Raw genomic sequence first — 21524 nt, forward strand, 5'->3', positions numbered from 1 at the left:
GCAAATATAGAACCATTTTTAATTTATCCAAAACATTTTGTAAAAAAAAATCAATTCGTACCTTGCTTTCTTAAATTTGTAAAAATGATTGTAGCAGTTGATGTCGGGAACACTAGAGTCAAAGCGGCTGTTTTTGAGGAGAATACTTCGGTGGAGTTTTTTGTTTTTGATACAAAAGAGATACAAAATCAACTTCAAAAAATTTTAAAAAAATATCCAGAAGTAACGCATTTGGTTGTTTCTTCAGTTGGAAATGTGACTCAAGACGTATTTTTAGCATTGGAAAATGAAATCGTTGTTCATTTTGTGTCGCACAAAAGCGCTTTTCCTTTTGTGAATACTTATGCCACACCCATGACCTTAGGAATCGATAGGATGGTTTTGGCTGCTGGAGCCACTTTGAGTTTTCCGGGTCAGAACCGCTTGGTGATTGATGCGGGTACTTGTGTAACGTATGATTGTGTGGATGCTGATGATCGTTATTTGGGTGGAGCTATATCGCCAGGAATTCGGTTGCGATACGAAGCATTACACAATTATACGGCAAAGTTACCCTTGCTATCCTTGGAGCCTCCGCTGGATTTTGTTGGTAATTCTACAGCTTCGGCCATACACTCGGGCGTGGTCAATGGGCTTGTATATGAAATTGATGGCTTCATAGAGGAATTCAAAGCAAAGTATTCAAATTTTATCATAATTTTAACGGGGGGTGATGCACTTTTTTTGGCGATGCGATTAAAAAATACCATATTTGCCAATTCAAATTTCCTTTTAGAGAGTTTGAATCAAACATTTCAATATTCAATCCACAATGATTAAAAAAATAATTGTAGCAACTGGTTTGCTTTTTTCATTTGTATCTTTTGCACAACAAGGTACATCTTCTCCTTATTCTTATTATGGAATTGGTGAAATAAGATATAGAGGAATGTTAGAAAATCGTTCTATGGGAGGTGTTGCTGTAGAGCAAGATAGTATCCATGTTAATGTTGAAAATCCTGCTAGTTACGCTAGTTTACGACAAACTACTTTGACCATGGGCGGGACTTATGGTAGAAGAGCCTTGGAAGATAATGTTGGGAAAGCATCAACAGCTAGAACCACTGTTGATTATATGGTAGTAGCTATACCTGTGGGGAAATTAGGAATTGGTTTTGGATTAATTCCGTATTCTTCGGTAGGATACAAAATTCAGTCTGTTTCGGCTGATTTGGATAAAAATAATTCACGTCTAGAAGGAACCGGAGGTGTCAACAAAGCGTTTATTGGCGCGGGGTACAAACTGACAAAAAACTTTAGTTTTGGTGCTGACTTTCAATATAATTTTGGTAAAATTCAAACCGAAAGTTTAGAGTATATTACAGGTGTTCCTGTGGGAACAAGAGAAACGAATCTGACCTATATCAATGGTGCCAATTTTAATGTAGGTGCAATGTATCAAGCTAAAATTTCTCCAAAACTAAGCCTTTATTCTAGTTTGAATTATACTTTTCAAGGAAATTTAACTTCTGAAAACACTCGAAATATTTCAACGATTGACTATGATGGAACTGTTAATATTGATCCAGAGGGTTTTGATGAGTTGCAATCATCTAAAAGTCTTTCTTTACCCAGTAAAGTTACCTTTGGGGTAGGTGTTGGACAAGCCAGAAAATGGATGTTAGGTACTGAAATTGCGCTTCGTGAAGCGGGCGATTTGGCCAATAATTTTAATAATGTTGCAGGGGTTACTTTTGATCCTTACAAGCGAGTTAGTGTGGGTGGATATTATATTCCAAATTTTAATTCTTTCACGAGTTATTTGGAAAGAGTAGTATATAGAGCTGGAATTCGATATGAAAAAACAGGTTTGGTAGTTAAGAATCAACACATAGAGGATAAGTCTTTTACTTTAGGTTTTGGTTTGCCCGCGATAGGAACCTTTTCTAATTTTAATATTGGTTTAGAATACGGCATCAAAGGGACTACTGCTGCGGGATTGATCAAAGAAAACTACTTCAATGCAAGTGTGAGTTTTTCTCTTAATGACAAATGGTTCGTAAAACGAAAATTCTACTAGTAGTACGTAAGGCTTTCTAATGACAATTTCCTTAAAAAAAATATTTTCAAAACTACTTTGTGTAACTCTATTGTGGAGTGTGATTGCTTGTGAAAGCAATTTCAAAGAAGTTCAAAAAATCAATTATTCCGAATTTAATCCTTCAGGAGAAGCAGATTCTATCAATGTAAAATATACTGACTCTGGGCGTATTTCGGCGATTTTGATTAGTTCTAAAATGTTAGATTATTCAGCCGTAGATTTTCCTTTTACGGAATTCCCAAAAGGTATTGATGTTACTTTGTTTGATGCTAAAGGCAAAAAGACATTTGTGAAATCCAATTACGCAATATCTTACAAAAAAACAGGTATTATTGATTTGCAAGGAAAGGTTCGAATTACCACAGAAGAAGGTCAGGTTTTAGCAACTGAACAATTGTATTTTGATCAAAAAAATGAATGGTTTTACACCGAGCGACATTTTGTCTTTACCAGTCCGAAAGGAAATTCTGAAGGTCAAGGGATTGATTTTAGTAAAGATTTCAAAGTGATTAATTCGCAAAAAATATCTGGTGAGGTGGATACCAATAAATAAAAATAATTATGAAATATTTAAAATTTACTTCTTACGCTTATCTTGTTATTGCTTTGATTTGTGTTTATGATGGTGTTAAAAAGTGGAATGACCCAACATCTGGGCCTTGGTTGAGTTTAGGAATTGCAGTGGTGGCTGTTTTTATGTTCTTTTTTAGAACTAAATATGCCAAACGATTTGAAGATCGCGATGCCCAAAAATAGACTCTAGAAAATCTTGAAGCTAGTTGAAAAGTGAATGTTTTGTGCTTAATTTACTTTTGTTGTTTTTTCAGTAACTACAAAATGTCGTAAAACATAAAAAAAACTTTTAAAATAAAACACTCCAAGTGTTATTATTAACTAGATAATTGTATTTTCGCAAATCGAATATAAAAATTAACTATAATAGAAATGGCAGTTTTAGCAAAAATTAGACAACGTTCCGCACTATTGATTGGAGCAATTGCATTAGCATTGTTTGCATTTATCATTCAAGACCTTATTGGAAAAGGTGGTCTTGGTCAAAATACAAAAGATGTAGGAAGTATAAATGATAAAGATATTGCTTTTGAAGATTTTAGACTAAAAGTTACTAATTTAGAAAAAAGTGGTCAAGGGATTTCTGCAACAGAAGCAGCAAATAGAGTTTGGGAACAAGAAGTGACTATTGCTTTGTTGTCTGAAGAATTTGAAAAATTAGGATTAAGAGTAGGTGAAAAACACATTATTGAAGTGTTGAAAGCAGATCAAAATATTGGTAGAAACCCAATGTTCTTGAATGCAGCAGGTATGTTTGATATTGCAAAATTCAAACAATTTTTCAGCAGTAATCCTGAGCAAGCACAGTTCTTAAAAGAGAGAGAAAAAGATGCTGAAATCAATGCAAAATATCAAATGTATAATTCTTTGATCAAATCAGCATTGTATACTACAGAAGCAGAAGGAAAAATGAAATATGAAGCAGAAGCAAACAAGGTTAATTTTGCTTATGTAGCTGGTTTATATTCTACCATTAAAGATAGTGAGGTAAAAATCACTGATGCTGAAATCACTGAGTATATGACTAAAAACAAAAAGAAATTCAAAGCTGATGAGTCTCGTGAAATTTCTTATGTTTTGATTGAAGATAAAGCTTCAGCACAAGATGAAGCTGAAATTAAAAATAAAATTACAAGTTTGTTATCAGGAAGCGTGGTGTATAACCAAGCTACTGCCAAAAACGATACCGTTCCTGGTTTTAAAAATGCTAAAAACGCGATTGATTTTGTAAATGCAAATTCTGATGTTCCTTACGATTCAACTTATATCGCTAAGAAAGATTTACCAGCAGTTGATGCAGATCGTTTGTTTGCTTTGCCTGCAGGTGCAGTTTACGGGCCTTACAAATTTGGAACTTACTATTGCTTGTCAAAATCTTTAGGTTTTAAATCGGGAGTGAATGCAAAAGCAAGTCACATTTTGATCAGTTATGAAGGAACACAAGTGCCTAACAAACGTGAGTTAAGAACTAAAGAAGAAGCAAAAGCAAAAGCTGAATCTATTTTAGCGCAAGTGCAAGCAAATCCTGATAGTTTCTTGATGTTGGCTTTTACAGCTTCTGATGATTCTTCTGCACAACAAGGTGGAGATTTAGGATATTTTGGACCTAATGCCATGGTAAAACCATTTAATGACTTTGTTTTCAATAATGGAATTGGAAAAATTGGTTTGGTTGAAACTCCTTTTGGTTTTCATATTATTAAAATTACTGATAAGCAAGACGGTATTCGTTTAGCAACTGTAGCACAACGTATCGAGCCTTCTGAAGTTACTTCAGACAAATTGTTTGCACAAGCAACGCAATTTGAAATGGAAGCAGCAGACAAAGATTTTGATAAATTGGCTAAAGACATGAAATTGACAGTTGCTCCTGTGGTTAACGTTACTGCAATGGATGAAAATTTTGGTTCATTAGGCGCTCAAAGAAATATTGTGAGATGGGCATTTGAAGGAGATTCTAAAGTCGGTACGGTAAAACGTTTTGAAATAGCTAACATTGGTCACGTAATTGCTAAAGTAAAAAGCATTGACAATTCAGGTTTAATTGCAATCGCTACCGCTAGACCTTACGTTGAACCAATCCTTAAGAACAAGAAAAAAGCAGAGTTAATTAAAGCTAAAATGACAGGTGCTTCACTTGAGGCTATTGCCAAAGCAGTAGGCGCACCGGTACAACAAGCAACAGGATTAACTTTAGAAAATGCAGTATTGCCAGGTGGAGTAGGACAAGAAGCTAAAGTTGTAGGTAATGCTTTAGCATTGGCTGCCAATAAAATTTCGGCTCCGATAGAAGGAAATACAGGTGTTTATGTTGTGAAAAATGTAAGTACTATCAAAGCTCCAACTTTGAAAAGTCATGCGCCTTACATCACTAAATTGAAAACACAAAGTAGTGGTGATATGAATAGAGCCATTCCTGCTTTGAAAGCAGCGGCTACAATCGAAGACAACAGAAAACAATTCGGTTTGTAATCGATAATAAAGTTTAGTTATTATATTTAGAAGCCAGTTACATTAATTTGTAACTGGTTTTTTTTGCACGCTATTTTTTACTAATTTAGATTACTAACCCAATTATTATGGCTTCATTTCCTTCGCTTCAAAAAGTATGGCTTGCCACCTCTACAACCGTTCTTCGTTTTCCACTTGAGTTTGTTGTGACTTTATTGGGAACCCTATTTGCGTTGTTAATGGTTAAAAATAACTATGCAACAGCAGAGGAAGCACAAATGATCAAAACCATTATGAGCTGTTCGTTGTGTTTAGTATGGTTTTTGTCTTGCACGCTGTTTTTTAACACAAGTAATAAATCTATTGTTTTTAGGGTTTTGAGTAGTTGTTTAGGGGGATTTTTGCTATTTCTGTTTGTATTTAGTCTTGAGATTCCCACGGCTAGTATTGATTTTTTACAATTTTTTGTTTTGTCGATTGCCCTGCATTTGCTGGTTTCTTTTGCTGCTTTTTTAGCAAAACAGTATTGCGAAGAGGAATTTTGGGAATTCAATAAACAACTCTTTTTACGAATTATAACGGCTGGTTTGTATAGTGGTTTTCTTTTTGCAGGCTTGGCTTTGGCCATCGTTGCTATAAAGGAATTGTTCGGTTTTGAGTTGGATGAAAAGATTTTTGGTTATCTCTTTGTAGTAATAGCTGGGCCATTTAATACACTCTTTTTTTTGAGTGGTGTACCTGTTATTCAAAGCGTCAATACGACGCTCACACTTAGTTATCCTATTGGTCTTAAGAAATTCACTCAATATGTACTACTGCCTTTAATTAGTCTTTATTTGGTGATATTGCTTTGTTATGAAGCGAAGATCCTTATTACTCTTTCTTTGCCTATTGGCTGGGTTTCGTATTTGGTATTGGTTTTTGCTATTATCGGTATTTTGTCTTTTTTATTGGTTCATCCCATTGCTTCGTCGGCAGGTAATTTGTGGATGCAAACCTTCAATCGTTGGTTTTATTACTTGTTAATTCCTTTATTGGGCTTGTTGTTTTGGGCCATAGGTTATCGAATTTATAGCTATGGTTTTACCCATGAACGTTATTATGTTTTACTGTTGTCCATTTGGTTGGCCGTAGTTGTGGGATACTTTTTAGCGAGCAAAACGCCTAAAATTAAATTTATACCCATAAGTATGTGTCTTGCGGCACTTTTCTCAATTGCAGGTCCGCAAAGTGCCGATAGCATTTCGAAAAGGAGTCAGTTGCTTCGTTTTGAATACTACATGCAGCAATTAGACACCAAGAAATTAAGCTTTGAAGCAGAAAAGGATCTGAGTTCTATTGTTTATTTTTTACAAGATAATTATACTGCCAAAGTATTACAGCCGTATAGTAAAGGTAAATTGACTGCATTACTTGCTCAAGAGGAGAAGCCAAGTGTGTCTAAGATTATGGAGGCGTTAGGGCTTACTTATAGGTCGCGTTATGATTTGGAGACTAGCAATCGAACGGTTTTTAATTATACTTTTTATGATAATGCTGCTCATCGCATTGAAAACATTCGTGGCTATGATTTGTTGTTTTCCGTTTCCAATTATAATGAAGTGAACTGTACCAATTGCATTACATTGAATGGTATTCCGTACAATGTACAATCTAGTAAGAAGCCCTATGGTCTAGATCTTCAGGTGAATCAGGATACTATGCCGTTGCGTTTGTTTGATTTTATTAATGGCCATGCTGGTTTTCATAATGCTAATTCCAAAAAAATCACACAACGCGTAGAGTACCCAAAATATACACTGCTTATTACTTATCTTGAAGCAGCGGGTACTATCAAAAATGGAAAAAAGACAACAGAAAGTTATAATATTAAAGTCCTTTTGAAAATAAAATAGACATTAGCCCAGAAAGGAATGAAAATCCTTTGCTGCAAAAGCCTACTTTTTTCTTGTTCCAAAAGAGCGACCAACGGAAGCTCCTTTTGGAGCTTAGAAAAAGAGGTTTTTGCAGTAAAGATTGTAATGGATTGCTGGAATAGCTTCTTATAAATTATACTTCAACGATAAAATTAAATAGCGTGGTTGCACGGTATATTGTGAAGTACGGGTGGCAAATTGTGTAAAACTATCATCATTAAGCGAAGTCGTGTTCAATAAATTGGTACCACTAACTTTGTATTCCCATTTGCTATCTTTTTTTTGATAAATGATACTGGCATTCAAAAAATCATATTCGTTGTCGACCGTTCTGTTGGTGTTGTAGTAATGATAAAATTCATACTCGGCCACAAACGAAAAGCTTTTAAAGAAAAAATAATCCAATTTAGCAAAAGGTCTGTCGGTGTAAAATGTATTGTTGTTCAAATCATTGATTACAATATTGTAGCCCACTTCAAGATTAGGTAAATCTTTGTAGTTGGTCGAAGCTCGTAGCGTATAACTTTGAGTCAAACTCTCCACAACGACGGCTTGATCATTTTGAATGTTATTGAATTTTGACCAGTTTACGTTTGCGTTGAATGACGCTTTATATCGTTTTAAAAACGAACGGCCATACGACCCAAAGCCTGAAATGGTTTCGTCGGCAAAAGGGGAGTTAATGGGCGTAGAGGTTTGATTGACTCCATCAAATTGTGCATCGGTTTTAACGGCATCCAATCGTTTGGTATAGTTTATTGAGGCGCTAATGTTTTCTAAATTGAACATATTGTATTTAAAATAGCGCAAGGAATGTTGTTGTGCAGTAGCATTCTCTAAGGTTCTATTTCCTTGTACTAAACTATTGTAATTCGAAAAGACATAACCTTCGACCAATTGGTTGATATCTGTGAAATTATTGGTCAAGGAATAATTATAGGTCAAACTCTCCGCTTTTTTGATTTGATAAATGGCTAAGAAGTCAGGTAAAACCCTATAAAATTTCAAATTAAAAGCAGAGCCCAATTGCGCATTGGTCATGTCATAACTATGAAGACTTACGCCTGGGGTAAAGGTAAATTTGCCAGTTAACAATTTGTAGTGCAAGCCCAAATACAGGTCGTTGAAGCGATAATCCACATCGTTGGTATTGGTTTTGTCGTTAAGATTATTGATCGTTTGATCGTCTAAAATTTGAAACATAGACGAGTTGAAATTTTGGTACGAATAGGTGTTTCCTAACGTAATGTTGATGTTGCTTTTGTTGGTAAGCATGTAGTAGTAATCTATTTTGGCATCTATTTTATTGGTTTTTACAAACCTATTTTGATTCAAGTTGTTGCGGTTTTGACCATTAGTATACCCCACTAAATCAAAAGGACGTGTTTTTAAATTGGCCTGATAAAAGGGATCTTCTTCTTGGTATAAACTTTGCATTTCAAGCGCAAAAACATTCTTTTCACTCAAGGTAAAATAAGCACTCAAATTTTGATTGACCGATATGGGCTCTTGATTTTTATTGGTGGTAATCGTTTCAAGGTCGCTACTGCCATTGACAACAGATTGACGCAACAAGGAATTGTCTTCGTTTTGTTTGGATAGTTTGGTCAACACATCATAATCCAACTGAAAGTTGGTGCTGGGTTTGTACGACGTACTCAATTTGAACAAACCTAAATTACTATTTTGACGCACCACCTCTTTACGGTTTTCAGTAGAGAATACTTCTGAGGAATTCGGTTTCAAAATGTTGTTTTGCGAAGTGGTTTCCAAATCCGTGATCGAGGACGAAAGAATGCCAAATCCACTAAAACTCCATGCTTTATTTACGTTGTAAGCGAAATTGGTTGCGCCAAACTTGGTGTCAATTTCTTTGGCTCTATTGTTTCGGGCTCCAAATAAGCCCAAATCATTCGAAGCCACATTAAAACTTGATCCACCTTTGGCCGACAACCCTCTAAAACCTCCCGTAAATTTGAAATAATCTTGTACGGTCAATGGCAATTCTCCAATGTTATTAAAATTCGAAATAAAATTCACGCTATATTTTGGATTGTAATAGAACAATTTCGGATTAATTACATAACGACTTTCTTTGTGGCCAATACCCGAACCCGCATTAACATCTCCAAACCAAAAGTTCTTTTTACCCGACTTTAGTTTAATGTTCATCCCAATATTATCTTGGTTGTTTTCAACCCCTTTGAGTATCGAATTCTCGTTGTAATTACGCAATACTTGAATTTTATCAATGGCATCGGCAGGAATATTTTTCACTCCCAACTTGGTGTCGCCATCAAAAAAATCTTTGCCCTCTACCATCAACTTGGTTACTTTTTTACCTTCCACTTCAATTTCGCCGTCGGCATTTACCTCTACTCCAGGTAATTTTTTCAGTACATCTTCCAGTTTTCGTTCGGTGCCCGATTTAAACGAATCCGCATTGTACACAATAGTGTCTCCTTTGATCGAGACAGGCATTTCGCGTACAATCTCAACTCCGTCCAATTCGATGCCACCCGCATCCAAAGCAATATTTTTGACTAAATTAGTAGTAGCTGTAGTTACTTCGACCTCTTTATTTTGCATCCCCAAAAAACTCACTTTGATTATGTAAGTCGTATTCGGTTTCAAATTCAAACTGAACTTACCTTTGTCATTCGTTATGGCATAGGCGTCCATCGCTTTGGAGGTTTTGTTGACCGCCATAACATTGGCCATTTCAAGCCCCGCATTTTTAGCATCGGTAATCAAACCGTCCAGCTTAACAGTTTGGGCAAAAGATAGCGTAGAAAAAAAGAATAAGACGAGGCGAAGCAATGCTTTCATAAAGTGGTTTTTTGAATGCGTTAATAGAATTGTTAGGCTTTTTTGGAGCAGGAGCAAAGGGCTTCATTAAGATACAAAGTCCCGTCGTCCGCTATATCTTTGCCTTTTTTGAAAACAAAAAGGCAAAGGATGCCGCTACCACCGGGGCTATGGACCAACATGGTTTTGTATTTGGAAAAATTGTAAAAAAATAAAATAGGGTAACAAAAGTTCTTTGGGATCATCCGCCAGATCTAATAATAAATTGTCCACCATTACCACCTCTACCGCGATTCATTTCTCGCATTTCCTCCATTTTCTGCATCATCGTTTCGTCAAACACTTTCTGGGTTACCACTTTACCATTGGTAGCTGGTTTTATGGCTGCTTTTTCTTTTGGGTTTAGCACTACTTTAGAACATAAAATTACCGTTCTGCCATCGTTTACCTCCAAGATCAGTCCAGGCAATCCCCAATAGCCTTCTGGACCTTGGTTAACCGGAATTTCGGGAGTGTACCAAGCCGTGATGGTTTGTTCCTTAGGCATTTCGATCATATCCATGATGCTCGATTTCTTTTCAGTCGCCGCTTCTTTTTTGTCTTTATCGGCAGCTTCTTTTGTTTTTTTATCCTCTTTTGGTCTAAAATTTCTAAAATCCGATTTGTTTATGGGTACCACAGCAGTAGCTTTATAACAATTGTAGCCTCCAATTTCTCGGGTTTCGCCTTCCATTTTCCATTTCATTTGCGTGAGCGTATCTTTTACCAAAAACTCCTTACCCATAAATTCTTTGTCTACAGTATACGTTTTGTCTTTTACATTTTTATAATACGTTCCGCCGCCGCCAGTAAAAGAGGCCATCATTCGCATTCCGCCACCACCGCTTTGTCCGGGTGCTTCTAGTTTTTCTTCTTCTTTGTAAATAGAGGCTGATTTGTCAAAATTGAGTATAAATGTTTTCTCAAACATCTTTTTCATTCTTTCCTCGATGTTTTTCATCATCTCGGGAGTCATGTTTTTATTTCCCTCCATTCGGGTTTTAAAATCGGCTGTACTTGTTTTGGATTCGTATACCGCCATACCTTGAAATTCCTGAGCTCTAAGCCCAATACTGGTCAAAACCAGCGCCGTCAACAACAAAATAATTTTATACATGATTTATAGATTTTGGTAATAAGACTAAAACGATCTCGTTTTGTTACACAAGTAGTTAGAAAATCTAATAAGACAATGGAAGATTGAGAAGGTTTAATCGTACATTAGCATTATGAAGCAATTTTTGATTTGGATCACGTTTTTGTTGGTTGGTCCACTGGCGCAAGCACAAGATAAGGCAATAGCAATTGAAAAATCCAGTATGGTTGCTGGTAACTATTCCTATTATGCTACTGATTCCTTTCAGTATGTTTATGCTGTGCAAGGCAACGTATTTAGCAAAACCCTCCACAAAGAACAGTTGGAATACAAGAATATTTCCTTAGGCAAAATCACGAAAGTTGACATTCAAAATCCACTCAAATTGATGCTGTATTATGAAGATTTTAATACGGTAGTTTTGCTTGATAACCAATTAAATGAAACTCAAAAAGTTGACTTCTCACAAGAAAGCGTTCCAATGAATGTTACTGCTTTGGGGATTGCGTCGCTCAATCAACTTTGGGTTTATAATAGTCTCAATCAGCATATAGGATTGTATGATTACCTTAAAAAAACATATAAAACGGTCGGAACTCCGCTCACCACTAAAATTAATTATTATGCAACCGACTTTAATTCGTTTGTATGGATCGATGAAAATAATCAGGGCTACGCTTGTTCTATTTTTGGCAACATTACACCTTTGGGCGAATTTCCAGCAGCGGATCAGCTTCAAATAATTTCTTCTAATAGTGTGCTTTTTTCACAAGGCGATGCGCTGTTTTATTTATCTCGTCAAAAAGACAGTTCTTGGTTGCGTACTAAGATATCGTTAACGGAAAAAAGGTTTCAAAATTTCTATTACCAAGCGCAAAATTTAGCTATTTTTACCGCCGAAGGAATTTCTAATTTTAAAATCATACTACCGTAATGCATATAGCAGTAGCAGGAAACATAGGCTCAGGAAAAACTACTTTAACACAATTATTGTCGAAACATTTCAAGTGGGAACCTCATTATGAGGATGTTGTCGATAATCCTTATTTGGACGATTTTTATCACCAAATGGAACGTTGGTCCTTTAATTTACAGATTTATTTCTTAAATAGTCGTTTCCGACAAATCTTGCAAATTAGAGAAAGTGGTAAAAAAATCATTCAAGATCGTACCATTTATGAGGACGCTCATATTTTTGCTCCGAATCTACATGCAATGAGTTTAATGACCAATCGTGATTTTCAGAATTATACTTCCTTATTTGAATTGATGGAAACGATGGTGCAACCACCAGATTTATTGATTTATTTAAGAAGTTCCATTCCTAATTTGGTAGGTCAAATTCACAAACGCGGACGCGACTATGAAAATTCTATTTCTATTGATTATTTGAGCCGCTTGAACGAACGTTACGAAGCGTGGATTCAAAGTTATACCAAAGGGAAACTTTTGGTGATTGATGTAGATAATATCAATTTTGTAGATAATCCCGAAGACTTAGGTAATATCATTAACAGAATTGACGCAGAATTGAACGGATTGTTTTAGAGATACAGATTACCACATTTATAAAAAACTAAAAGCTTTGCAGACGCAAGGCTTTTTTGTTGATTGGATAAAAAAAACACCTCACAACAAAATAATGTTGTGAGGTGTTTGTAGTTTGAACTAGTGCCAAAGCAATTAACTTAACATAGTAATAGTGTTATTTCAAAGCTTGCACTTTCGCTTTCACTTCTTCTTCGGTTCCTTCAAAAGTTTGCGTGGTGGTCGTTCCATTGGCTGTAGTGGTTACTGTCGCTTTGGAATTTCCGTTTTCGTTGGTCATTTCCACACGAACATCTTTAGAGGTGGTCAATGAAATTGTTTCTGTTTTTTCGCCTATAAATTTTCCGTCAGCGTCATACATAGACAAACATTTGGCAGTACATTCTTCTGAACAACCATTTTCTTTGCACATCGCTGCGCACTCGTCTTTGGTCATAGTGGCCATTTTTGCTGGATCGCATTTTTTGGCTTCGCACATCATTTCAGTTTTAGCACCATTTTTACAACAAGACGCTGTAGCAGCCGTATCAGAATGTCCACTTCCTAAGATAGGAGCAATCACTAACCCAATTAAACAAGTCAATTTAATTAAAATATTCATAGAAGGTCCAGAAGTATCTTTGAATGGATCTCCAACTGTATCTCCAGTTACCGCCGCTTTGTGTGCATCAGAACCTTTATATGTCATTTCTCCATTAATCATAACCCCAGCTTCGAAAGATTTCTTAGCATTGTCCCAAGCACCTCCAGCATTATTTTGGAAAACGGCCCACAATACTCCAGATACCGTTACTCCAGCCATATAGCCTCCTAACATTTCAGCAATCAATTGGTTGTTGTCTGCATACACTAATTTTCCAAGTAAAACAATTGCAATTGGGAAACCAATAGTTAAAATACCAGGTAACATCATTTCGCGTAAAGCGGCTTTCGTTGAAATCTCCACACATTTACCATATTCAGGTTTTCCTGTTCCTTCCATAATTCCAGGAATTTCTTTGAACTGACGACGTACTTCATACACCATATCCATCGCAGCTTTTCCAACAGAATTCATTGCTAAAGCAGAGAACACTACCGGAATCATTCCACCCACAAATAGCATTGCTAAAACAGGAGCTTTAAAAATATTAATTCCATCAATTCCTGTGAAAGTTACATAAGCCGCAAACAAAGCCAATGAAGTTAAAGCCGCAGAAGCAATAGCAAAACCTTTTCCAGTGGCTGCGGTTGTATTTCCAACAGAATCCAAAATATCGGTTCTGGTACGTACTTCTTTGGGTAACTCACTCATTTCAGCTATTCCACCTGCGTTGTCTGAGATAGGTCCAAATGCATCAATAGCTAATTGCATAGCAGTAGTCGCCATCATTGCTGAAGCAGCTAAAGCCACACCATAAAATCCAGCTAATGCATAAGTAGACCAGATAGCAGCTGCGAATAACAATACCGTTGGGAAAGTAGAAATCATACCTGTTGCTAAACCAGCTATTACATTAGTTCCAGCACCAGTTGATGATTTTTGGACGATAGCCATTACTGGTTTTGTTCCTAAACCAGTGTAATATTCTGTTACTGATGAAATGGCTCCACCAACAAATAATCCAATTAAAGAGGCATAGAAAACTCTCATAGAAGAAATGTCTTGAACTCCTTCGCCAAAGAATGACATTTGCATTGTTTCTGGTAACATCATATCGATTAAGAAGAAACAAGCAATAGCGGTTAAAACTATAGAAACCCAGTTTCCGATATTTAAGGCTTTTTGTACTTGAGCTTCTTTGGCATCATCACTACTGATTTTTACCAACATCGTTCCGATAATAGAAAACAAAATTCCAAAACCAGCAATCGCCATCGGCAATAAAATTGGACCAATTCCGCCAAAGGCATCTTCGATTTTACCACCCATATCTTTAATCACGTAGTTTCCAAGAACCATTGCAGCCAATACAGTCGCTACATACGAACCAAATAAATCGGCGCCCATACCAGCAACGTCACCTACGTTATCACCTACGTTGTCTGCAATTGTAGCGGGGTTTCTTGGATCGTCTTCAGGGATTCCAGCTTCTACTTTACCAACTAAATCGGCACCCACATCGGCTGCTTTGGTATAAATACCACCACCAACACGGGCAAACAAAGCAATAGATTCAGCTCCTAAAGAAAAACCAGCTAAGGTTTCCAGAACAATGGTCATGTCTTCAGTAGACGTCCATTCTCCGTTCATAAAGATTCTGAAAAAGATAATAAAAAAACCGGTCAACCCTAAAACAGCTAAACCGGCTACACCTAATCCCATTACAGTTCCTCCACCAAAAGATACTTTCAAAGCCTGAGGCAAACTAGTACGTGCGGCTTGTGTGGTTCTTACATTGGTTTTGGTGGCGATTTTCATTCCCATATTCCCCGCCAATGCAGAGAAGAATGCTCCAAAAATAAAGGCTATAACTATTAATAGATGGGTTTTTACGCCAGGCAAGAAAGTGATCCCTGCCAATACTGCACTTGCGATAAGAACAAATACAGCTAATAATCTATATTCTGCTTTTAAAAAAGCTAAAGCTCCTTCGTATATGTAATCTGAAATCTCTTTCATTTTGCCGTCTCCAGCATCTTGTTTGAGCACCCAGGCTCTTTTTGCGAACATGAACAGAAGTCCAATAAGTGCCATGACAATTGGCACATAAATCATAAATGTATTCATAAAAAAAATGTTATTTTTAATTAATTATAAAATCTTGTTGGAAACGAATTTAAGCAAAAAAAAGCAACACTCATTGCTGAGTATTGCTTTTTTTATAAAATAGGAAGGGTAAAATTATTTTATACTAAATAATCCCTCTGGTTTATTTTCGATATCATCAAAACGCTTGGTGCATTCTTGAATGATAGCATAGGCTTCATTCACATCTCCCCAACCTTCAACATCTACTTTTTTGTTTTCTAAATCTTTGTAAACTTGAAAGAAGTGTTCAATTTCTTTTAATAAGTGTGGATTTACATCTGAAAGATTTTCTAATGAATTCCAAATAGGATCAGAAACGGGTACACAAATTACTTTTTCGTCTGGACCTTTATCATCTGCCATGTGAAAAACGCCAATTGGTTTTACTTCCATTACGCATCCAGGAAAAGTAGGTTCGTTTACTAATACCAATACATCCAATGGATCGCCGTCTAAAGCTAAAGTTTCAGGAATAAAACCGTAGTCTGCTGGGTACATCATAGAAGAAAATAACATTCTGTCGAAACGCATTCTTTTGATGTCAAAATCATATTCGTATTTGTTTCTACTTCCTCTTGGTATCTCGATCAATACATCGAAAGTTTTTAATTTGTCTGCAGTCATTTTTAGTAAGTCTTAACGTTTTATAATTTTTTGCAAAAGTAGTTAAACCAATCAGTTTCACCAATAAAAAGTAAAGATATCTACGGATATCTTTTCCAGTTGTTAAGGGTTATAATTGATGGTGCGTTTGCGTTTGCCTAAATAATGATGCCATAATAAATACGTAGCATACGAACGATACGGGGACCAAGATTGTGACAACATTTCCATCTCGGATTTTTCGTGTACGTTAAATAATTCTTTTAGGGTGTTGACTACAGCAATATCGCCAAGTGGAAACACATCAGGAGCTTTAAGAGCAAACATCAAATAGATATCGATGGTCCAATGGCCTATGCCTTTTATTTTGAGTAATGTTTCGCGTACTTCGTAAGGTGGTGCTGTGGCTAAGGCTTCTAAAAGGAGTTCCTTGGAAAGGATGGCAGAAGCTAGTGCTTTGATGTAACTGGTTTTTTGGCGACTCACTCCTGCGGCTCTGAATTGTGTTTCGCAAAGATCAAGCAGAATTTCAGGATGGATGCCCGTGCCAATTGTTTTGAGTTTTAAAAATGTGGCTTTGGCGGAGTCAATCGAGACTTGTTGCTCCAAAATTAAAAGGACCAAGGTCTCAAAACCCTCAGGGCGTTGCGGAATGGTAGGCAAACCGTATTGATCGTAGATGTCTTTGAAAACAGGTTCTTGTGCAATTAAAAAAGCAAATGGTTCTTGCATAACGGATGTGTTTTAGCCCAGATGGAAGCGGCATCCTCTAGTGGCGGGGTTCGCCACTAGAGATATAGCGTACAGCTGGAATAGCTCCTAAAAATTAAAACCAAAAGTGCCTTTAACCGTAAAATTTTGCGCGTCGGGCAGGTCTCGGTAATTGCCTCTCCAGCCAAAATCGATGCGGAATACTTTGAAAATGTTGCCAATGCCTGCGCTGTATTCCCAATAGATGTTTTCGGGAGCGAGGTAGGGAATTCCTGAAGCGTTGATGGCTCGATTGGCATCTGAAATGGTGCCGTAAACCCCTTTTATACCCACAACTTCTCGCCAATTGAGTTTTCGCATGAATGGAATTCGGGCAAACAAGCGGCCTTGGAAGTTGTGATTCCACTGCAAGGTCAAGTATTGATCGCTTATAAATTCATAGAAATTCAGATTGTTAAACGTGTTTTCGATGCTGAAATACGTTTGATTTCCGGGAATAACACTCATTAAGCCCAAGGGTATAGTGCCAAATGTTTTGCCGGCTTCCAGAATCAAATTGGTTCTTCCTAGGGGGCCAATAATGAAGGGTTGTTTGTAATACAACTGAATTTTGTCGTACTTAAAATCACTGTTTAAAACGCCTTTGAATCCATGACTAAAGTTGATAAAAATACGACTGTACGGATTGTCCACAATATCGCGCTCTACGCCAAAACCAATGGTTTGTCGGTTGGGGGTGTATTCAATTTGAAGGTTCGCTTCTGATTGTTTGACCTCACTTTTTATTACTCCCAAAGGATTAGCAGCCGAGGGTAGCGTGGTGTAGTAATCTAAGCTAAAGGTAGGCGATGCCGATACCAGCGTTCGATGTGAAAGTCCTGCTTGAAACGTCCAGTTTTTGATGGGTTCAATTTCAAAGGAAATGTTGGTTAGATTAATATTGGTTAGTTTGCCGTTGTTGCCTGTGGTAAATAAGGCTGAAGAGGCAAAACTTCTACCCAAAACATCGTTGGTTGTGGTTAAGCTAGCGCCTATTTGCTCTACATCACGACGATTGCCTCCGGAGATAATGATGCGGTTTTTCTTGTCGAGCATCCATTTGCCCGAAGCGCCATATTTGAATTTGTTATCGTCAAAACCATAGGCGGTAAAGCCTTGCAAACGCCAAGTGTCATTGGGGCCAAAATACGTTCGGCCTCCTAAACGCAAACGAATTCCCTCTACATCGTTGAATCCGAAGGTGGAGTAGACACTTCCAAAATCGAAATTATCAAATTCGACATAGCCACTTCCTAAAATAGAAACCAGACTATAGAGTTGCTTGAATTTTTTGACGGTTTGCAGGGTGTCGAGCATTTTGTAAATGCCTTTTTCGTCTTTGGACAATTTTTCAAAACGGTTTTCATCCCAATACGTTTCGGGTCGGTTATAGACTTCGTTGTCAATAAAATTAACTTCTTCTTTGTAAAATTTAGCCTCTTTGGGTTTATTGAATTCGTGATTGCGGTAATACGACGTTCGCTTGCCATAGACGCCTTTGGATTTTTCTTTTTTGTTCAAGGCAAAATCCGACATCAAGTAGTCTTTTGTGAGCAGGAAAATGGAGTCGTTCATAACGTCAAATTCTTGTTCGATGTAAATGTCTTTTACCCAGTTAATATTGGCGCTTTTGGTTACCGCCATATTGATTTTTTTGATAGCAAAAGTGGTGTCGTTCACCCAAAAATCCCCTTTGAACGTCAATTCGTTTTTGCGTCTAGGATAAAATACAATATTGAAACACCATTTGTTATCGATAAAAGCACTGTCTTTCAATATATAGTTATACACATCGATTCCTGTTTTGGATAACGGACTCGTAAAACTTTTGTCAAAAAAAGTCAAGTGATTATCGTAGATGTCATAGTTTGCATACAAATCCTTGATGAATGCCAGAATTTGTTGGTTACCATTAAAACCTGAAGTTTTGTTGGCCTTATTGATTTCTTTGATTTTTTTGATGGTGTTGTCACCATACACATCATACAAGGCTTCGTTGATAAAAATAGGTAGATAGGTTTTTCCAGTAATTTTAGACGTATCCACTTGGTTAAAAATAAACTCCATGCCTTTGAAAATTTTGTTTTTCATCAGCGCACTGTCAATGGTGTTCATGTCAAATTCTACTTTCTCGTATTTTTCCATTTGATATTGACTGAACTGATACAGGCCGTTTTTGCGTTTACGTTCCCATATTTTGCGCAAAATATCCAAGGCAGGATTGTTTTTTTTAGAAGTTTTACCAGTAAAAATAACCACTTCATTCAATTCTTGCATTTCTTTCAATACAATTTTGAAGTTGTAATTTACGGCCTTTTCTAAGGTAACTTCTTTATCTGAAAAACCAGCAGAGGTAACCACTAACGTAGTATAATCTTTGTCGGATTCAATGTAAAACCGTCCGTCTTCATTCGTAACAATACCTGTATTTGAATTTTTAAAAACAACATTGGCATACGGAATGGGTTGGTTGGTTTTATCGACTACAATTCCGCTTACTTTGGTTTGCGCTTGTAGCAGCGAGGCGCTAAAAAGGGCGCTAAAAAAAAGATATAGAAAGAATTTTTTCATAATAAAAAAAGGCTTCATCGAAGTAGTTTCGATGAAGCCTCAAATATAATAATTAAGAGAGTAAGTAGCAGATAAAACAAGTCGTTTTGACTGTTAAAAATGCAAGGTTTACTTCAGATTATTTTTTGTACATTACTTTTTTAACTGCTTTCACAACATCATCTGCATTAGGCAACCAGTCTTTTAACAAAACAGGGGAGTAAGGTGCAGGAGTATCGGCAGTGGTAATACGTTGAATTGGCGCATCCAAGAAATCAAACGCTTGTTCTTGTACTAAATACGTAATTTCAGAAGAAATACTAGCAAACGGCCAAGCTTCTTCTAAGATAACTAAACGATTCGTTTTCTTCACCGATTTCAAAATAGCTTCAGTATCCATTGGACGAACCGTTCTCAAATCGATTACCTCACAAGAAATTCCTTCTTTCGCCAAATCATCAGCTGCTTTGAACGCTTCTTTGATAATTTTTCCAAAAGAAACAATGGTTACATCGGTTCCTTCTCTCACCACATCAGCTACTCCCAACGGAATAGTGTACTCTCCGTCTGGTACTTCGCCTTTGTCTCCGTACATTTGCTCTGATTCCATAAAGATAACAGGGTCGTTATCACGAATGGCTGATTTCAACAATCCTTTAGCATCATAAACATTCGAAGGTACTACAACTTTAAGACCTGGAGTATTCGCAAACCAATTCTCGATAGCTTGAGAGTGCGTCGCTCCTAATTGTCCAGCAGAAGCTGTTGGTCCTCTAAAAACGATAGGAATGTTAAATTGCCCACCAGACATTTGACGCATCTTGGCAGCATTATTAATAATTTGATCAATACCCACCATACAAAAGTTGAAGGTCATGTATTCTACAATCGGGCGACATCCATTCATGGCTGAACCTACCGCAATACCAGTAAAACCAAGCTCTGCAATAGGAGTGTCGATTACTCGTTTTTCGCCAAACTCGGCCAACATCCCTTTCGATGCTTTATAGGCACCGTTGTATTCAGCAACCTCTTCACCCATTAAGTATATGGACTCATCGCGACGCATTTCTTCACTCATCGCTTCGCAAATTGCCTCTCTAAATTGTATCGTTCTCATATTATATTTTCTATGTGTGTTTTTTCGAACAGCAAAAATAAATATTTTAAACCACTTTAAAGCAATATTAAGTTTAAAATTATCAGGAGCTATTTCCAGCTATCCGCTATATCTCTAGTGGCGAACCCCGCCACTCGAGGATGCCGCTCCTATCTGGGCTAGGATTCAGTATGCAAAAAGAGTGTTTTCATAAGTAGAGTAAAGGCTCTAGTGTATTATATTTAAAACAAATAGAGGTTAAGATGTGATTTTGTAATGCGTATAAACAGTCAAAACTACAAGGTTTTTATTGTTAGGCACTACACAAGTCAGGTCACAGGTAACCCTTTGGTTTTTATTTGATAAGTGCATTCCTAGCAATCAGCGAAATCGTAATAGTTTTTTCAAAAATATTATGCATGCATAGTATATATATGAATTATTATTCTAAATTTGTCAAGCTTATCAAAAAAAATGTCTTATGAAAATATTAGTTTGCATCAGTCACGTTCCTGATACTACTTCAAAAATCAATTTCGTTAATGGTGATTCAGAATTCGACACCAATGGCGTTCAATACGTAATCAATCCAAATGATGAGTTTGGATTAACTAGAGCCATCTGGTTTCAAGAACAACAAGGCGCAACAGTAACTGTTGTAAATGTGGGAGGACCAGACACAGAACCTACTTTAAGAAAAGCTTTAGCTATTGGAGCCAACGAAGCAATTCGTGTAAATGCCAATCCAACGGATGGTTTCTTTGTAGCCAAACAACTGGCAGAAGTGATTAAAAATGGCGGATATGATTTAGTAATCGCCGGAAAAGAATCTTTAGATTACAACGGTGGAATGGTTCCTGGAATGATTGCTGGAATCTTAGGGTACAACTTTTTGAACTCTTGCGTAAGCTTAACTGTTGACGGAAATGCTGTTACTGCTTCCAGAGAAATCGATGGTGGAAAAGAAACTGTTGCTACAACATTACCATTAATTATAGGTGGTCAAAAAGGTTTAGTTGAAGAGAAAGATTTGCGTATTCCAAACATGAGAGGAATTATGACAGCAAGAACCAAAGCCTTAACTATTTTAGAGCCTGTAGAAGCTAATGTAGCTACTAAAGCGGTAAAGTTTGACAAGCCAGCTCCAAAATCGGCAGTTAAGTTAGTGGCAGCGGATAACTTGGATGAACTAATCAGTTTGTTACACAACGAAGCGAAAGTAATTTAGTATTCAGTAATCAGTTTTTAGTATCGGTTTTTAAGTTGCAAAACTTTTAATC

Annotated in this window: 17 protein-coding genes; 10 read left to right on the forward strand and 7 right to left on the reverse strand. The window is 36.8% G+C overall.

Going from position 1 to position 21524, the window contains the following annotated elements; all coding sequences use genetic code 11:
• Nucleotides 1–84 precede the first annotated feature (84 nt).
• The 6 genes from AO58_RS0113540 (at nucleotide 85) to AO58_RS0113565 (ending at nucleotide 6999) form a co-directional block, all read left to right on the forward strand.
• Nucleotides 85–819, forward strand: coding sequence for a type III pantothenate kinase (locus AO58_RS0113540; RefSeq protein ID WP_024982220.1), 735 nt, complete (start codon nucleotides 85–87; stop codon nucleotides 817–819).
• Complete coding sequence (gene bamG, locus AO58_RS0113545) at nucleotides 812–2059, forward strand: BamG family beta-barrel-assembly machinery protein (protein WP_024982221.1); 1248 nt, start codon at nucleotides 812–814, stop codon at nucleotides 2057–2059. The genes AO58_RS0113540 and bamG overlap by 8 nt, the downstream gene beginning before the upstream one ends.
• 19 nt (nucleotides 2060–2078) lie before the next feature.
• Nucleotides 2079–2633 (forward strand): LPS export ABC transporter periplasmic protein LptC, encoded by a 555-nt coding sequence (gene lptC / locus AO58_RS0113550; RefSeq protein ID WP_035717840.1) that lies wholly within the window; start codon nucleotides 2079–2081, stop codon nucleotides 2631–2633.
• A gap of 8 nt (nucleotides 2634–2641) precedes the next feature.
• Nucleotides 2642–2836, forward strand: coding sequence for a hypothetical protein (locus tag AO58_RS0113555; protein WP_024982223.1), 195 nt, complete (start codon nucleotides 2642–2644; stop codon nucleotides 2834–2836).
• Nucleotides 2837–3025: 189 nt separating this feature from the next.
• On the forward strand, nucleotides 3026–5125 hold the full coding sequence (locus tag AO58_RS0113560; protein WP_024982224.1) for a peptidylprolyl isomerase: 2100 nt from the start codon (nucleotides 3026–3028) through the stop codon (nucleotides 5123–5125).
• Between the two features lie 107 nt (nucleotides 5126–5232).
• On the forward strand, nucleotides 5233–6999 hold the full coding sequence (locus AO58_RS0113565) for a DUF4153 domain-containing protein (protein WP_024982225.1): 1767 nt from the start codon (nucleotides 5233–5235) through the stop codon (nucleotides 6997–6999).
• Nucleotides 7000–7146: 147 nt separating this feature from the next.
• On the opposite strand, the gene AO58_RS0113570 is transcribed toward AO58_RS0113565, so the two are convergent.
• A complete protein-coding gene (locus tag AO58_RS0113570) occupies nucleotides 7147–9849 on the reverse strand; it encodes a carboxypeptidase-like regulatory domain-containing protein (protein ID WP_024982226.1) in 2703 nt (900 codons plus the stop codon).
• Nucleotides 9850–9860: 11 nt separating this feature from the next.
• Between AO58_RS0113570 and AO58_RS18050 the strand changes: the two genes are divergently transcribed.
• Nucleotides 9861–10043 carry a hypothetical protein gene (locus AO58_RS18050; RefSeq protein ID WP_139225559.1) on the forward strand — a complete coding sequence of 61 codons (183 nt, stop codon included), beginning with the start codon at nucleotides 9861–9863 and terminating at the stop codon, nucleotides 10041–10043.
• Nucleotides 10044–10069: 26 nt separating this feature from the next.
• Here the strand turns inward: AO58_RS18050 and AO58_RS0113580 are convergent, their stop codons facing one another.
• The gene (locus tag AO58_RS0113580) at nucleotides 10070–10984 is read right to left on the reverse strand and encodes a GLPGLI family protein (protein WP_024982227.1); all 915 of its coding nucleotides are present in this window, start codon (nucleotides 10982–10984) and stop codon (nucleotides 10070–10072) included.
• A gap of 112 nt (nucleotides 10985–11096) precedes the next feature.
• Here AO58_RS0113580 and AO58_RS0113585 point away from each other — a divergent pair, with 112 nt between their 5' ends.
• Together AO58_RS0113585 and AO58_RS0113590 are read left to right on the forward strand one after the other, a co-directional pair.
• Entirely contained in the window at nucleotides 11097–11897 is an 801-nt protein-coding gene (locus tag AO58_RS0113585) for a hypothetical protein (RefSeq protein ID WP_024982228.1), read from the forward strand.
• Nucleotides 11897–12511 (forward strand): deoxynucleoside kinase, encoded by a 615-nt coding sequence (locus AO58_RS0113590; RefSeq protein WP_024982229.1) that lies wholly within the window; start codon nucleotides 11897–11899, stop codon nucleotides 12509–12511. The genes AO58_RS0113585 and AO58_RS0113590 overlap by 1 nt, the downstream gene beginning before the upstream one ends.
• Before the next feature lie 157 nt (nucleotides 12512–12668).
• Here AO58_RS0113590 and AO58_RS0113595 read toward each other — a convergent pair whose 3' ends face one another.
• The 5 genes from AO58_RS0113595 to AO58_RS0113615 form a co-directional block, all read right to left on the reverse strand.
• Nucleotides 12669–15221 (reverse strand): sodium-translocating pyrophosphatase, encoded by a 2553-nt coding sequence (locus AO58_RS0113595; protein WP_024982230.1) that lies wholly within the window; start codon nucleotides 15219–15221, stop codon nucleotides 12669–12671.
• A 114-nt stretch (nucleotides 15222–15335) separates the two neighbouring features.
• Complete coding sequence (locus AO58_RS0113600) at nucleotides 15336–15866, reverse strand: inorganic diphosphatase (RefSeq protein WP_024982231.1); 531 nt, start codon at nucleotides 15864–15866, stop codon at nucleotides 15336–15338.
• Between the two features lie 102 nt (nucleotides 15867–15968).
• Nucleotides 15969–16577 (reverse strand): DNA-3-methyladenine glycosylase family protein, encoded by a 609-nt coding sequence (locus AO58_RS0113605; RefSeq protein ID WP_024982232.1) that lies wholly within the window; start codon nucleotides 16575–16577, stop codon nucleotides 15969–15971.
• 87 nt (nucleotides 16578–16664) lie between these two features.
• Nucleotides 16665–19166 carry a DUF5686 and carboxypeptidase-like regulatory domain-containing protein gene (locus AO58_RS0113610; RefSeq protein ID WP_024982233.1) on the reverse strand — a complete coding sequence of 834 codons (2502 nt, stop codon included), beginning with the start codon at nucleotides 19164–19166 and terminating at the stop codon, nucleotides 16665–16667.
• A gap of 118 nt (nucleotides 19167–19284) precedes the next feature.
• Complete coding sequence (locus tag AO58_RS0113615) at nucleotides 19285–20304, reverse strand: pyruvate dehydrogenase complex E1 component subunit beta (RefSeq protein WP_223253754.1); 1020 nt, start codon at nucleotides 20302–20304, stop codon at nucleotides 19285–19287.
• Between the two features lie 421 nt (nucleotides 20305–20725).
• Here AO58_RS0113615 and AO58_RS0113620 point away from each other — a divergent pair, with 421 nt between their 5' ends.
• Nucleotides 20726–21472 carry an electron transfer flavoprotein subunit beta/FixA family protein gene (locus AO58_RS0113620; protein ID WP_024982235.1) on the forward strand — a complete coding sequence of 249 codons (747 nt, stop codon included), beginning with the start codon at nucleotides 20726–20728 and terminating at the stop codon, nucleotides 21470–21472.
• Nucleotides 21473–21524: the final 52 nt, after the last annotated feature.

This window comes from Flavobacterium succinicans LMG 10402 (assembly GCF_000611675.1).
In the GTDB taxonomy this organism is placed as follows: Bacteria; Bacteroidota; Bacteroidia; order Flavobacteriales; family Flavobacteriaceae; genus Flavobacterium; species Flavobacterium succinicans.